This is a genomic window from Streptomyces caniscabiei (genome assembly GCF_014930365.1).
Taxonomy (GTDB): Bacteria; Actinomycetota; Actinomycetes; order Streptomycetales; family Streptomycetaceae; genus Streptomyces; species Streptomyces caniscabiei.
The window spans coordinates 126331-140691 of the sequence record NZ_JABXWI010000021.1 but is presented as its reverse complement, the minus strand read 5'-3'; the positions used below and the strand labels follow the sequence as shown (position 1 = coordinate 140691).

The window sequence follows — 14361 nt, the reverse complement described above, 5'->3', positions numbered from 1 at the left end:
GCCGGCGCCCTGCTCACCGCCATCCCCACGCTGATCGTGTACTTCGCACTCCAGCGGCAGTTCGTCAGCGGCCTGACCCTCGGCGCCAACAAGGGCTGATACACCTCCACTTGCCGTACCCCGACACCCCACCCGGAGCATCACCAGTGAGTACCGCGCGCCGTCTTCGCATTCCTGGAATCGCCTACGGAGGTGACTACAACCCCGAGCAGTGGCCCGAGGAGGTCTGGGCCGAGGACATGCGCCTGATGCGCGAGGCCGGGGTGACCATGGTCAGCGTCGGCATCTTCTCCTGGGCACTGCTGGAGCCGGCCGAGGGCGTCCACGACTTCGCCCGCATGGACCGGATGCTCGACCTGCTCCACGCCAACGGTATCGCCGCCGACCTGGCCACTCCCACCGCGGCCCCGCCGGCCTGGTTCTTCGTCAAGCACCCGGAAGCTCTGCCGGTCGACAAGGACGGCCGCCGGCTGTCGTACGGCAGCCGCCAGACCTTCTGCCCCTCCAGCCCCGCCTACCGCAGAGCGGCGCTGCGTATCGCCGAAGCCCTCGCCGAGCGCTACGCCGACCACCCGGCCGTCGCCATGTGGCACATCCACAACGAGTACGGCTGCCACAACGACGCCTGCTACTGCGACACCAGCGCCGCCGCCTTCCGCACCTGGCTGCGCGCCCGCTACGGCGACGACCTGGCCGCCCTCAACCACGCCTGGGGCACCACGTTCTGGAGCCAGTGGTACTACTCGTGGGACCAGATCCTGCCGCCCCGCACCACCGCGGCTCCGCCGAACCCCACCCACCAGCTCGACTGGCGCCGCTTCTGCTCCGACGAACTGCTCTCGCTGTGCACCGCCGAACGCGAGGTGCTGCGCCGGGCCGCTCCGGACACCCCGGCGACCACCAACTTCCTGGTCCTGCGCACCATCGACGCTCTCGACTACTGGCGCTGGGCGCCCGAGCTGGACATCCTCTCCAACGACCACTACCTGCTGTCCGACGACCCGGAGGCCGCGGTCGACATCGCCCTCCACGGCGACCTGATGCGCTCGCTCGCGGGCGGCCCGTGGTTCCTCATGGAGCACTCGACCGGCGCCGTCAACTGGCAACCCGTCAACCGCGCCAAACTCCCCGGGGAAATGCGCCGCAACGCCCTCGCGCACGTGGCCCACGGCGCCGACGGCATCGCGTTCTTCCAGTGGCGGGCGGCGAGGGCGGGCGCCGAGCAGTGGCACTCCGCGATGCTCCCGCACGCAGGCACCGACAGCCAGATCTGGCGCGACGTCGTCCAACTCGGCGCCGATCTGAGGGCGTTGGCGGAAGTGCGGGGCTCCACCAGCACGGCACAGGTGGCGATCGTCTGGGACTGGGACGCCCGATGGGCACTGGAACTGCCCTCCCAGCCCAGCGGTGAACTGCGCTACCAGGACCTGGTACGGGACTGGTACACCCCCCTGTGGCGGGCCGGGGTCGCCGTCGACTTCGTACGCCCCGACGACCCTGGACTCGACCGCTACAAACTCGTTCTGGCACCCTCTCTGTACCTGGTCCCAGAGGCAGCCGCGGCGAACCTCGCCCGGTTCGCCGAACGCGGGGGCACCCTTGCCGTGGGCTTCCACAGTGGCATGGTCGACGAGAACTGCCATGTGTACCTGGGCGGTTACCCCGGCGCCTTCCGCGATGTCCTCGGCGTGGTCACCGACGAGCTCTTCCCTCTGCTGCCGGGCGAGACGACCGGCCTGACCGGCGACGTGGCCCCGGGTGCCACGGCCGACCTGTGGTCGGAACGCGTCCGGCTCACCGGCGCACAGACCGTCGTCTCCCACGCCGACGGCCCTCTCGCCGGCCACCCCGCCGTCACTCGCCACCGTCACGGCGACGGCACTGCCTGGTACCTGGCCACCCACCCCGACCGGGACACGCTCGCCGCCCTGATCGACCGCATCCGTCACGACGCCGGTGTCTCACCGGAGCAGGACGCACCCGCCGGGGTCGAGGTCGTCCGGCGCCGGGGCGCGGAGGCCGACTACCTGTTCCTCATCGACCACACGGGAAAGGGCGCCGAGGCGCTCGCCGAAGGCGTCGAACTCCTCACCGGCAACCCGGTCTCCGGCACCGTGGTCGTTCCACCGGGAGGCGTCGCCGTCGTCCGCGAGCCACACTGACCAGAGCGCGTCGGGCGGCCGGGCCGTACCGATGGGGCGGCCTGGCCGCACCGACCGGACAGCCGGCGGTACGACATTTCGGTCGCGGCTGGATGCTCCGGGGGAGTGCGTCTGCCGTAGCGACCGCCGCAGCGCTCGATGTCTCGGTCGAGGTTCATCGTCGTGCACTCCGGGCGCGGTCCCTCAGGGCTCCTCGAGTAGGCGTCGAGCCGTGGCGATGTCGGTGATCAGCGCGGTGATCCAGCGGCCGCGTACCGCGGCGCGTACGGCCGTGTACTTGCGCTCACCGCCGGCGACGGCGATGCGGCGCGGGACCGTGCGCAGTTGGTCGACGGAGATGCCGATCGTCCGCTCGCCCAGTCCGGCGTCGACATGGACACCGTTCGCGTCGAAGAAACGCTGGCAGATGTCGCCCACCGCGCCCAGGGCACGCAGCCGGGCGATCTCCTCCTCGGCCACCGCGTTGCCGCTGAGCTGGAGCAGGGGGGAGGGTTCGAGGCTCCCGATGCCCACCAGCACGGCACTGAGCTGCTGCCATGCCTGACTGACCTCCAGGACCGCCGGATCCCGCAGCAGGGAGAGGCGGGCCTCCGCGGAGCCGACGAGCCCCGGCGCACGGACGAACAGCGGGGCGGCGCCGGTGAGTTCGGCCAGGCGGGCGGTCAGACGGGTCGCCTGTACCTGGCTCCGGGGATCGCCGATGCCGCCCATGAGCTGGACGACCTGCAAGGCTCCGGCCGTCTTGGCGGGCTGCATGGTCTCCACGGCGGCCAGCAGTGTCTCGCTCCAGGTCGAGACGCCGATCAGGTCGCCGGAGCGGAAGGTGGTCTCCAGATGGCTCGCGGCCGCCGATCCGAGCCCGCGCAGCAGCGTGGCGGCGTGTTCCGGCTGGTCCTCGTTGTCGAGGACCACGACGTCGGTCAGGTGGTAGCGCTCCGCGAGTGCGTCCTCCACGTCGCTGTGGATGCCGGGCGGTGAGACGACGACGGTCCTGACCACGCCCTGGTCCGCCGCGGAGCGGAGCAGTCGGGAGACGCCGGCCTGGGACAGGCCCAGCGCGTCGGCGATGTCGGCCTGGCGCATGCCACGCTCGTGGTACATGCGGGCCACGCGCACGATCAGCCGCAATTTGTCGACGGATTCGCCACTGGTGAGGTCAGAACGCTGGGACACACCCCGCACCCTACTGATCTCCGGCCGCCGGGGCGGAGCCGTCATGGCGATATCGCCGGGCCCGGCGGCGCGGGGGACGTTGTCCTCGCCCGCGACACCGCTTCGTGCCAGGCACTGAGACGGTCGGCTCGGCGCGCGGGCGACCACTGCGGGTGGTAGACGTCCGCCGCACTCGTCGTGGCGGTCAGGCTCTCCTTGGTGAACAGTCCGAGGGAGCACCCCGCGAGGTGTGCCGCGCCCAGGGCGGACAGGGCACGGGTGCGGGGGCGGCGCAGGGTCCGCCCCGAGATGTCCGCCTGTAGTTGCATGAGCGTCGCGTTGTCGGTGGGGCCACCGTCCGCGAGCAGGGCGGCGACCGGGGTGCCCGGAGCGTCGAGCCCCGCCACGACGTCCTCGACCTGGAAGGCGATCGATTCGAGGGCGGCCCGGGCGAGCTCGGGCAGGCCCGCCGCGAAGGTGAGCCCGGAGACCAGCCCGGCGGCCTCGTTGTCCCACCAGGGCGCGCCGAGCCCACCGAAGGCCGGGACCAGGTGCACGCCCGCGGCATCCGGCGCCGCCCTTGCGGCGAGGTCGGCCTCGTCGGTGCCGAACAGGCCGGCGAGCCAGCGCAACGTGGCGCCGGAGGAGCGGATGTTGCCCTCCAGGGCGTAGGCGGGGGTGCCGTCGTCCCAGGCGATGGTCAGGCAGAGGGGTGAGTGCTCCGCCTGTGCCGAGGTGTGGATCAGGCCCATGACGGACGATCCCGTGCCGTACGTCACCTTCACGCTGCCGGGTGCGAAGACGCCGTGACCGAAGAGGGCGGCATGGGAGTCGCCCAGCACGGCGCCGACCGGGGTACCGTCCGGCACTGCCGACAGCCCTCGTGCGGCGGGGAAGGGGCCCGTCGAGGCCACGATCCGGGGCAGCACCTCACCGGGTACGCCGAAGACGCCCAGGAGTCGTTCGTCCCAGTGCCGGGTGCGCACGTCGAGGAGCTGGGTGCGGGAGGCGTTGCCGATCTCGATGATGTGGCTGGTGTGCCCGCTCAGCCGCCACAGCAGCCAGGAGTCGACGGTGCCCAGGCACAGCTCGCCGCGCCGGGACCGGGTGCGGTCCGGGTCGTACGTGTCGAGGAGCCATTGCGCCTTCAGGGCGCTGAACATCGGGTCCAGGGGCAGACCGGTCGTCGTGCGGACGAGCGGGCCCAGTCCTTCGGCGAGCAGCCTGGCGCAGGCGGGAGCCGTGCGGCGGTCCTGCCAGCCGAGCACCGGCCCGAGCGGCTGCCCGGTGGCTCGGTCCCAGAGCAGGCACGATTCCCGCTGACTGGACACTCCGATGCCGACCACCTGTGCGCCGTCCAGTCTGTCCCGTCCGTCCCGTCCAGCCAGGCACGCCTCGACGGCTCGGGTCGCGCTGCGCCAGATCTCCTCGGCGGACTGCTCCACCCAGCCGGGGTGTGGATGCGCGGCGCTGATGGGTACGGACGCCGAGCCCACGACGGAGCCGGCGCCGTCGATCAGCAGGGCCTTGGTCGCGGAGGTCCCCTGGTCGACGGCGAGGAGAAGCGGAGCGGGCGTCATGACGCCGAGGATGGCAGACCGAGGGCTTCGCGCGCGGCGCGGTGCATGGCGCCGGCGGTCAGTCCGAAGTGCTCCAGCAGTCCTTCGGGGCTGCCGGTGGGCGCGAAGCCGGACACGCCGAGCAGCCGCAGCGGGACGGGGGAGTGCTGGCCGGTGAGCGAGGCGACGGCCGCCCCGAGGCCGCCGCTGACGGTGGCCTCCTCCGCCGTGACGATGGCCCGGGTCTCGGCGGCGGCCCGGAGGATCGCGGTCTCGTCGAGAGGGTCGACGAACGGGGTGTTGAGCACCCGGGCCGAGATGCCGTCGGCGGCCAGTCGGTCAGCCGCGATCAGCGCGCGCGGGACCATCGTGCCGATGGCCACGAGGGTGACGTCGCCGCCATCCCGCAGGGTCAGCGCGCGCCCCGGCGCGAAGGGGGCGCCGGGCGGAGTCACGTCGGGCACCTTGAAGCGGGGGACGCGGAGATAGCTGGGTCCGTCGTGGGCGTGGGCCCAGCGCACGGCGGCGCGGGTCTGGGCGCGGTCGGTGGGCACGACCACGGTGAGGTCGGCGACCGCGCGGAGCCAGGAGAGGTCCTCCACCGAGTGGTGGGTGGGGCCGAGTTCGCCGTACGCCATGCCGGGGCTCTGGCCGCACAGGACGACCTTGTGGCCGCTGTAGGCGCAGTCGGCCTTGATCTGCTCCAGCGCGCGGCCGGTCAGGAAGGGGCCGGCCGCGGAGACGAACGGTACGTAGCCGGCGTTGGCGAGGCCCGCCCCGACGCCCACCATGTTCTGCTCCGCGATGCCGACGTTGATCAGGCGGTCGGGGAACTCGTCCCGGAATCCGGAGAGGTTGCTGGAGCCCACCGAGTCGTTGCACACGACGACCACACGGCTGTCCTCGCGAGCGAGCGCGATGAGTTCCTCGGCGAAGGCCTGTCGGCAGTCGTAGACGGGCGCATCGACGAGAGGGCGGGTGACGGTCTCGGCCGTCGCCTCGGCCGTCGCCTGGGCCGTCGGGTCGGCCGTCTTCGCCGGGGAAGTGGTCTCGGTCATCGGGTCAGCTCCTCGACGGCGGCGCGCACCTGGTCCTGGTCGGGCACCTTGTGGTGCCATTCGGCGCGGTCCTCGATGAAGGAGACGCCCTTGCCCTTGACGGTGTGGGCGATGACGGCGACGGGCCGCCCGCTGGTGGAGGGGGCGAAGGCGGCGAGCAGGGCCGCGTGGTCGTGGCCGTCCGTCTCGCGCACCTCCCAGCGGAAGGCGGCCCACTTCTCCGCCAGGGGGGCGAGGCCGACGGTGTCCTCCGTGCGGGCTCCCTGCTGGAGCCGGTTCCGGTCGACGACGGCGTACAGCCCCGCAAGCTCTTGGTGTCCGGCGGTCATCGCCGCCTCCCAGTTGCTGCCCTCCTGTAGTTCCCCGTCACCGAGGACGACCACGGTCCGGCTGTCGTCCCCCCGCAGCCGGGCGCCGAGTGCGCAGCCGACCGCGACGGGAAGGCCATGGCCGAGCGGGCCGGTGTTGGTCTCCACACCGGGCACCTTGCGGCGGTCGGGGTGCCCGTTCAGTGCGGACGCGGCGGTGGTGAAGCCGGCGAGTTCCGACCGCGGGAAGTATCCGCAGTGGGCGAGCGTGGCGTAGAGGGCCGCGGCGGAGTGGCCCTTGCTCAGGATGAACCGGTCGCGACCGGGAGCGTCGGGGTGCTCCGGATCGACGTCGACGACGGCTCCGAAGAGCGTGGCGAGGATGTCGGTGACGGAGAAGTCGCCGCCGATGTGCCCCATCCCCGCCCTGTCGATCATGTCGAGAACCATGAGGCGGATCTCGGCGGACATGGCGCGCAGTCGCTCGACGGTCTCGTGAGGGGGCTCGGAAGGGAGGGAGCGCCGTAGTCGGCGGTACTCCGCGGCGGCACTCGGATCAGCGGTCAACATCTGTGAATATCCATTCAGTACTTGATATCTATTACACCCGGATGGTGGAGGGTGCTCACCGGGACCGTCAACCCCCTGTTGGGGGCCTTGACAGTCGGTCGAATGCCGACCTAGCGTCCGGTCAGCTGAAAAGGAACTAAGTGAATAAAAATTCAGGAGGGCGAACATGGAGCCTGGAATGGCCCCCGCCGACCGCACGTTCACCGGCGGCATGTGGACCTTCGGCCGCATCATCGACCGCTACGCCACCGACGGCTACGGACCGACCGTGCCGACCCTGCGGGCCATCGAACTGGCCGCCGCGTCGGGGCAGTTGGTCGGTCTGGACCTCAACTACCCCTTCGACGAGGGCGTGACCGTCGACGACGTCGGCAAGGCCCTCACCGCGCACGGCCTGACGGCGGTCAACATCACGCCGGTGATCTACGACCGCGGCTTCCGCAGCGGCTCGTTCACGAGCCCCGACGCTTCCGCCCGCAGGCGTGCCGTCGAACTCGCCCACGAATCGGTCGAGGTGGCCGCCCGACTCGGAGCCCGCTACGTGAAGTTCTGGCCCGGTCAGGACGGTTACGACTACCCCTTCCAGGTCGACTACGCCGATCTGCGCCGCCACGCGATCGAGGGGATCCGGGACGTCGCCCGGAACTTCCCCGACGTCACCTTCGCCATCGAGTACAAGCTCAAAGAGCCCCGCAACCGACTCTTCTGGTCGACGGCCGCCACCAGCCTGCTCGCCATCGAACAGATGGGCGTGGACAACGTCGGCCTGGTCGTGGACTTCGGACACTCCCTCTTCGCCAAGGAGAACCCCGCCGAAGTCCTCACCCTCGCCCACTCCATGGGCCGTCTCGTCGACATCGAACTGGACGACAACTACCGCGAGTGGGACGACGATCTGACCGCCGGAGCACTCCACCTCGTGGAGACCCTGGAGTTCCTGCACGTGGTCCGCCAGATCGGCTGGGACCAGCCGCTGAAACTGGACCTCTTCCCCTACCGCGAGGACCCCGCGGACGCCGTCCGCGAATCCGTCGCCACCCTGCGCGCGTTGGAGGACAAGGCGGCCCGTCTGCCGCTGCCCGAACTGCGCGGAGCACAGTCCACGCACGACGCCATGGCCGTCCAGCGCATCGTCCGCACGGCCCTGCTCGGCTGACACGGCCCGGCAGCCGGCCGGTCGCCCCCCTCGTCTCCTCCGTACAACCCCACGCTCCCAAGGAATCAGGAATGCCCTACGGCCCCGAATCCGTCCTCGGCGACGTCCTGCGCGACCAGCAGGCCGAAGCCGTGGTGCGCAAGCACGTGCCCCGCCTCGACGACGAGCTGACGACGGTCCAGTTCAGATACGGAACGCTGCGGCAGCTCTCGTTCTTCATCGATCGGCTGCGGACCGACCCCGAAGCCCAGGCCGCCCTCTACGCCGAACTGGCCGCCGTCCCCGAGACGGTGGTCGAACCGATGTCCCCGGCCGCCGAGGTCGACGTCGTCCCGTCTCCCGATCACGAGTCGGCCGAGGTCCCCATCGGCAGCGCCCGGTGCGTGCGACAGGAAGCCGTGACCCGGTGGCAGCCGTTCGAACTGGAGCTGCACGGGCCCGAGCACGGCAACCCCTTCACGGACGTCACGCTCCGGGCGGAGTTCCGCCGTGGTGACCGCACGCTGACCGCGCACGGCTTCTACGACGGCGCGGGCATCTACCGCATCCGGTTCCTCCCGGACGAGGAGGGAACCTGGACCTTCCGCACCGCGAGCAACGCCCGCTCCCTGGACGCGGTCACCGGCACCCTCCACTGCGGCCCGGCCCGCCCGCACGACCACGGGCCGGTGCGGGTCCACGAACGATTCCACTTCCGCCACACCGACGGCACCCGCTACTTCCCGGTCGGGACCACCGCCTACGCCTGGACCCACCAGGGCGCCGAACTGGAGGAGCGGACCCTCCGGACCCTCGCCGACGGCCCCTTCAACAAGATCCGGATGTGCGTCTTCCCGAAGTCGTACCTCTTCAACACCAACGAGCCGCCCCTGTACCCCTTCGAGGGCTCACCCGAGTCCGGCTGGGACTTCCGTCGGCCGAACCCCGCCTACTTCCGGCACCTGGAGGAGCGGATCGTCCAGCTCGGCGAGCTGGGCATCGAGGCCGACCTCATCCTCTTCCACCCGTACGACCGCTGGGGCTTCTCCGACATGAGCCCGGCCGCCGACGAACGGTATGTGCGCTACCTGGTCTCCCGGCTCGCCGCGCTGCCGAACGTCTGGTGGTCGCTGGCCAACGAGTACGACCTGGTGTGGTCCAAGGACACCCAGGACTGGCACCGGATCGCGGCCGTGATCCGCGCGCACGACCCGCACGGACATCTGATCAGCGTGCACGACTGCATCGAGATCTGGGACAACGACGCCGAATGGGTCACGCACTGCAGCATCCAGAAGCCCCCTGCGGGGACGGCGGACTGGCGTTCCCGGTGGGGGAAACCGGTGGTGCTCGACGAACTCGGCTACGAGGGCGACATCGAACAGGGCTGGGGGAACCTCACACCTGAGGAACTGGTCCGCCGCTGCTGGGAGGGCGTGGTCCGGGGTGGATACGTCACCCACGGAGAATGCTGGCTCGCCGACGACGACGTCCTGTGGTGGGCGAAGGGTGGAGCCCTCAAGGGCGAGAGCGCGGCACGCCTGGGATTCCTGCGCGGCGTCCTCGAAGCACTCCCCGCCGACGTGCCCGGCATCGAACCGCTCCCGTCGCCCTTCGACTTCCCGGTCGGTGGAGTCAAGGGGCGCCACCTGCTCGCCTACTTCGGCACCGGCCAGCCCCGCCGACGCACCTTCCTGCTGCAACCCGGCGTCCGCTACCGGGCCGACGTCCTCGACACCTGGAACATGACGGTCAGCGAGCTTCCTGGCACGTACGAAGGGGACGTCACCCTGCCGCTGCCGGGCCGGCCGTACATCGCGGTCCGGCTGCGGGCGGTGGAGGACTGAGCGTGCTCTCCGGGAACACCTCAGAGGGGGGCCGGCCTGACGGTCGGCCCCCCTCTGTTCGGCAAGGATCCCGCGATCTGGTGTGATCACCGATTCCCGTAAGTGATTCCCGTCAGTCGACGAGCGGGCGTGCCACCTTCAGTTCGTCGTGCTCGATCAGCCAGCGGACTGATTCGAGCACGGCGGTCTCAGGTTCGTAGCGCGGCGCGTAGCCGAGGAGGGCCCTCGCCTTCTCGATCGTGAGGCAGTGGCTGCGGTACAGGTGTTCCCAGCTCACCTCCGCGTGGTCCGGGGTCGTGCTCTGGCGGAACTGCTCCCAGGTCACCGGTTCGAGCGACGCGGTCTGCCCGAACCAACCGGCTGCCGTGTGCGCGTAGCCCCGCACGTTCAACGCGGTGGGGGCCACGACGTTGAAGTCCTCTCCCGCTGCCGCGTCCCGGTGCTCGATGGCTCGCGCAAAGGCTTGTGCGACATCGTCCGCGTGCACGTGATGCATCAACTCGACACCGAGCCCCGGAATCCGCAACGGCTGCCCGGCCGAGAGCGTGTACCAGACCGCGGGGTCGATGTTCCCCAGGGGACCGACCGGATGCCAGCCGGGGCCGACGATGTGCCCGGGGTGCAGTGACGTGGTCACCAGGCCCCCCGAGGCGGTCTCGTCCTTCAGCATCCGTGCGATTCGGTCCTTCTGAATTCCGTACTCCCCGACAGGGGCAGTTCCCGTCGTCTCCGAGATCGGCAGCTTGTGACTGGGGCCGTAACGCCACAGCGTCCCGCAGTGCAGCAGATGTCCGGCCTCGCCGCGCAGACGTTCGACCAGTGCACTGGCCGACTCCAGGGTGAAACACACCAGGTCGATGACGACGTCAGCCTTCAGCCCGGCCACCCGGTCGCCGAAGGTGCCTGCACGGTCCTCCTGCTCCCGGTCGGCGACGACCTGCAGTACCTGCCGCCATTCCGGCGCTTCGGCGTAGGCGGTGCGCGTGCCACGGCTGATGTTGATCACTTCATGGTCGGCCCGCACCAGTCGGGGAACGAGGAATGTGCCGATGTGCCCACTACCGCCGATGACAACGACTCTCATGCTTGTCCCATCAATGTCAGGTGAGAGGAACCGTGTCCTCGATCCGCCACTCGTCGAGCCATTCGATCACCGGCATGTCCTCGTCGAAACGCAGCGGAAGCCAGACGTGATCGGCCACCGACGTGTCGAACTCCTGCGGCGGGAGGGACACTTCCGCCCTGCCGCGCTCCTTCTCGCCGAAGTACCGGTGGAACGCCTCGGTCTGGTCGGACTCCTCCTCCGACAGATGGGGCAGCCACCGGTCGGCGATCGCGATGTAGAGGCTCGGGTGCGTCGGATGCCGGAAGACGGAGCTGATCTGGGACCGGAACGACGTGCCGCTCGCATCCGAGGGGTGCGGGTCCCCGAGGATGGTGTAGGGCCCGTGGTAGGTGTCGGCCACCGCCACCTCGGAGCGGTTCGGGAAGTAGCCCGAGGTACCGGAGGTGATCAGATAGTGCCTGCCGTCGCGCCGGAAGTACGCGGGCGCCTCGCGCACCATCGGGGGGTGCGGGTGGGGGAAGTGCGTCGAGTAGTAGCCGGTGACGTCGGTGTACTCCTCGGTGAGGTCGGCGCAGACGAGTTCGCTGTGCACGCGCTCGAAGTAGTAGTAGCCCTTGCCGTCCACGGGGTCGACGACCAGGTCGAAGTCGCCGGCGTCCATGCTGAGCGGCCGGATGCCGGTGCGGACGATCTCGTAGGGGCCGAGAAGGGAGTCGGCGGTGAGGACCGTCGAGCGCTGGCCGCCGTCCTTGCTCATGATCTTGATCCAGCACACGTACTTTCCCGTACGCGGATGGCGGACGATGTGCGGCCGGTCGACGCACTGCGACGGGTGCAGGGGCGACGAGGGGTCGTCGAGGACCGGGGGGATGATCAGCCCGCGGTCCTCCCAGTTGTAGAGGTCCGTCGAGGAGTAGCAGCGGATGCCCCAGGTCCAGATGTCGCTGCCCGGCTTGGAGTACTCCTTGTTCTCGCCGTACCAGTAGTAGGTGCCGTACTCGTACAGCACGGAGCCGCCGTGCGCCTGGATCCGCTTGCCGTCGGTGTCGAGCCAGATCCGGCCCGGGCGGATGGAGTCGTACGTCTCAGGCATGTTCGGTCACCGTCTCGGAGAGGAAGGACCGCTGGGCGCTGGTGAGTTCACGGGGTTCGCCCACCAGGTCGAAGGAGCCGGTGAGTCGTCGGTCGTCGGAGTCGAAGCCGAGGAAGAAGTCGACGCGCGCGGGTTCGACCGCGAACGCGCGGGCGGCGTTGGTGTGGCCCAGCTGGGAGGCGGCGACGCGGAAGGTGACGCGGTGGGAGTCGCCCGGTTCCACCTCGATCCGCTGGAAGCCCGCCAGTTGCTGCGCGGGCCGAGTGACACCACCCTTGCTGTTCACGCGGACATAGAGCTGGACGACGGTGGCCCCCGGCACCGGGCCGGTGTTGGTGACGGTCGCGGTGATCTGGATCGTCCCGTCGGTGTCGACCCGCGCGTCGTGCGACAGGTCGTCGAGAGCGAAGTCGGTGTAGCTCAGGCCGTGCGCGAAGGGGTAGAGCGGCGTTGCCTCCAGGTCGAGGTAGTGCTTGTCGACGCTCGGGGGCAGCGGGTTGCGGTAGCCGGAGCCGGCCTTCTGGTGGTGGTACACCGGGACCTGGCCGGAGTGCCGGGGGATGCTGTACGGCAGTTTGCCGCTGGGGTTCGTCGCGCCGAAGAGAACCTCGGCGATCGCCTTCGGCCCGAACGGGCCCGCGTAGGACGCCATGACGATCGCCGGAGCGTCCCGGATCACCTCGGGCAGCGCGTAGGCACGGCCCTGCACCAGGACGACCACCAAGGGCTTGCCGGTGGCGGCGACGGCCTCCGCGAGGCGCGTCTGGGCGGCCGGCAGCGAGATGTCCGCCGTGTCGCTGGCCTCCCCCTCGGTGCGCTCCCCGGTGAACCATAGACTCGCGCCGCCCAGGGCGAGCACCACCACGTCCGCGTCCTGGGCGACCTTCACCGCCCGTGCGACCGCGTCGTCCCCCAGCGACCGGGTCAGCGTGCTGCCCTGCTCCGTCCGCACCTGCCCGGCGAAGTCGGAGAGCTCCTCCGCGATCGAGCGGGCGCCGAACCGGTCGTGGACCAGCTGTTCGGGGTCGGTGGGAGTGACGAGAGCCTTGTACCAGGGGTCGGTGACGTCGTCGGAGCCGAGCATGTTGCCGAGTTCCCCGCTCAGCACGGCGTCCGTCGCCTCCCGCCATGCGGCGTAGGTGTAGGTCGCGAACTGGAGCTTCGCGGCGTCCGCGTGCGGACCGACCACGGCGACCTTCACTCCGCCGGCCAGGGGAAGGATCCCGTCGTTCTTCGCGAGGACGACCGACCGCCGGGCCAGCTCTCGCGACAGTTCCGTGCCCTCGGCCGCGACGGCCGCCACGTCGATGCGCTCCGCCGGATACGGGTTCTCGAACAGCCCGAGCTCGAACTTGGCCCGCAGCACCCGCCACACGCTGGTGTCGACGTCGGCGAGGTCCGCGTTGCCCCGCCTGACCTCCTCGGCGAGCACCTGACCGTAGCCGTACGGCTTGGGCATCTCTACGTCGAGTCCGGCCGCGATCGCGAGGCAGGCGGCCTCCGCGGGAGTGTCGGCCACCCGCTGGCGCTCGACCAGCTGGTCCAGGGTCATGTAGTCCGACGACACGAAGCCGTCGAAGCCGAGGACCCCGCGCAACAGGTCGGTGAGCACCTCCCGCGAGGCGCCCACGGGCATGCCGTCCACGTCCCCGTAGGAGTTCATCACCGAACGCAGGCCGGCGAGCTGGATCGCGGCCTCGAAGGGGTAGGCGAACAGGTCCCTGGTCTGCCGCGCGCCCCCTTCGTACGCCGAGGTGTTGACGCCGCCGACCGGCAGGGCGTAGCCGAGGAAATGCTTGCCGGTGGCGAGGACGCCCTGGCTCAGATCGTCGCCCTGCAGCCCGCGGGTGAAGGCGACACTGAGGGCGGCGGCCAGGTACGGGTCCTCGCCGTAGGTCTCGTGCACCCGGCCCCAGCGGGGGTCGAGCGCCACGTCCATCACGGGGGACAGCGCGTGCCGCATGCCCGTGCGGATCATCTGGCGGCGGATCAGCTCGGTCATCTCCTGGACCAGCTCCGGACTCCAGGCCGCCGCGAGGCCCGTACCGGTCGGGAAGGACATGTGTCCGCCGGCGAGGAACCCGCTGAGCGCCTCCTGGTGGAACAGGATGGGGATGCCGAGCCGGGTCCGCTCGACGGCCTGACGCTGCATGCTGCCGACCAACCGCGCGAGCTTCGCGGGGTCGTCGGTGATCAGCTGCGCGACATGGCCCGGCGGGTTCCGCAGCCAGTGTTCGGCCTCGTCGGAGTCCGAACCGTCGGCGCGGACCAGGGTCCACGGCATGACGGAGACGAGCTGGTGGCACTTCTCCTCGACCGTCAGCTCCCGCAGCAGCAGGGTGGCGCGTTCGCCGGCGGGCAGGCGCACGTCGCGGTGATCGTTGCTGGCCATGTGGGTGTTCTTCCTGTGG

The 14361-nt window shown here is 70.4% G+C and carries 10 protein-coding genes and 1 pseudogene; 4 read left to right on the top strand and 7 right to left on the bottom strand.

The features are described 5' to 3' along the window. A pseudogene (locus HW837_RS49230) lies at nt 1-99 on the top strand (carbohydrate ABC transporter permease); the annotation flags it as partial. A gap of 47 nt (nt 100-146) precedes the next feature. Beyond that, nucleotides 147-2162 (top strand): beta-galactosidase, encoded by a 2016-nt coding sequence (locus HW837_RS40385; RefSeq protein WP_193381707.1) that lies wholly within the window; start codon nt 147-149, stop codon nt 2160-2162. A 183-nt stretch (nt 2163-2345) separates the two neighbouring features. On the opposite strand, the gene HW837_RS40380 is transcribed toward HW837_RS40385, so the two are convergent. From HW837_RS40380 to HW837_RS40365, 4 genes are read right to left on the bottom strand one after another with little or no spacing between them, the layout of a single operon-like run. Further along, complete coding sequence (locus tag HW837_RS40380) at nt 2346-3335, bottom strand: sugar-binding transcriptional regulator (RefSeq protein ID WP_045558388.1); 990 nt, start codon at nt 3333-3335, stop codon at nt 2346-2348. A gap of 41 nt (nt 3336-3376) precedes the next feature. Beyond that, entirely contained in the window at nt 3377-4894 is a 1518-nt protein-coding gene (locus tag HW837_RS40375) for an FGGY family carbohydrate kinase (protein WP_045558387.1), read from the bottom strand. Next, nucleotides 4891-5931 (bottom strand): transketolase family protein, encoded by a 1041-nt coding sequence (locus tag HW837_RS40370; protein WP_078853502.1) that lies wholly within the window; start codon nt 5929-5931, stop codon nt 4891-4893. The genes HW837_RS40375 and HW837_RS40370 overlap by 4 nt, the downstream gene beginning before the upstream one ends. Then, complete coding sequence (locus HW837_RS40365; RefSeq protein ID WP_045558386.1) at nt 5928-6809, bottom strand: transketolase; 882 nt, start codon at nt 6807-6809, stop codon at nt 5928-5930. The genes HW837_RS40370 and HW837_RS40365 overlap by 4 nt, the downstream gene beginning before the upstream one ends. Before the next feature lie 166 nt (nt 6810-6975). On the opposite strand from HW837_RS40365, the gene HW837_RS40360 reads away from it, so the two are divergent. Together HW837_RS40360 and HW837_RS40355 are read left to right on the top strand one after the other, a co-directional pair. Beyond that, entirely contained in the window at nt 6976-7965 is a 990-nt protein-coding gene (locus HW837_RS40360; protein WP_078853501.1) for a sugar phosphate isomerase/epimerase family protein, read from the top strand. A gap of 71 nt (nt 7966-8036) precedes the next feature. Beyond that, nucleotides 8037-9791, top strand: a complete 1755-nt coding sequence (locus HW837_RS40355; RefSeq protein ID WP_045558384.1) for a DUF5605 domain-containing protein — start codon at nt 8037-8039, stop codon at nt 9789-9791. 112 nt (nt 9792-9903) lie between these two features. On the opposite strand, the gene HW837_RS40350 is transcribed toward HW837_RS40355, so the two are convergent. From HW837_RS40350 to HW837_RS40340, 3 genes are read right to left on the bottom strand one after another with little or no spacing between them, the layout of a single operon-like run. After that, the gene (locus HW837_RS40350) at nt 9904-10875 is read right to left on the bottom strand and encodes an NAD-dependent epimerase/dehydratase family protein (RefSeq protein WP_045558383.1); all 972 of its coding nucleotides are present in this window, start codon (nt 10873-10875) and stop codon (nt 9904-9906) included. A 16-nt stretch (nt 10876-10891) separates the two neighbouring features. Next, complete coding sequence (locus HW837_RS40345) at nt 10892-11950, bottom strand: family 43 glycosylhydrolase (protein ID WP_045558382.1); 1059 nt, start codon at nt 11948-11950, stop codon at nt 10892-10894. Next, a complete protein-coding gene (locus HW837_RS40340) occupies nt 11943-14342 on the bottom strand; it encodes a glycoside hydrolase family 3 N-terminal domain-containing protein (protein ID WP_045558381.1) in 2400 nt (799 codons plus the stop codon). Before HW837_RS40340 ends, HW837_RS40345 begins: the two co-directional genes overlap by 8 nt. Nucleotides 14343-14361: the final 19 nt, after the last annotated feature.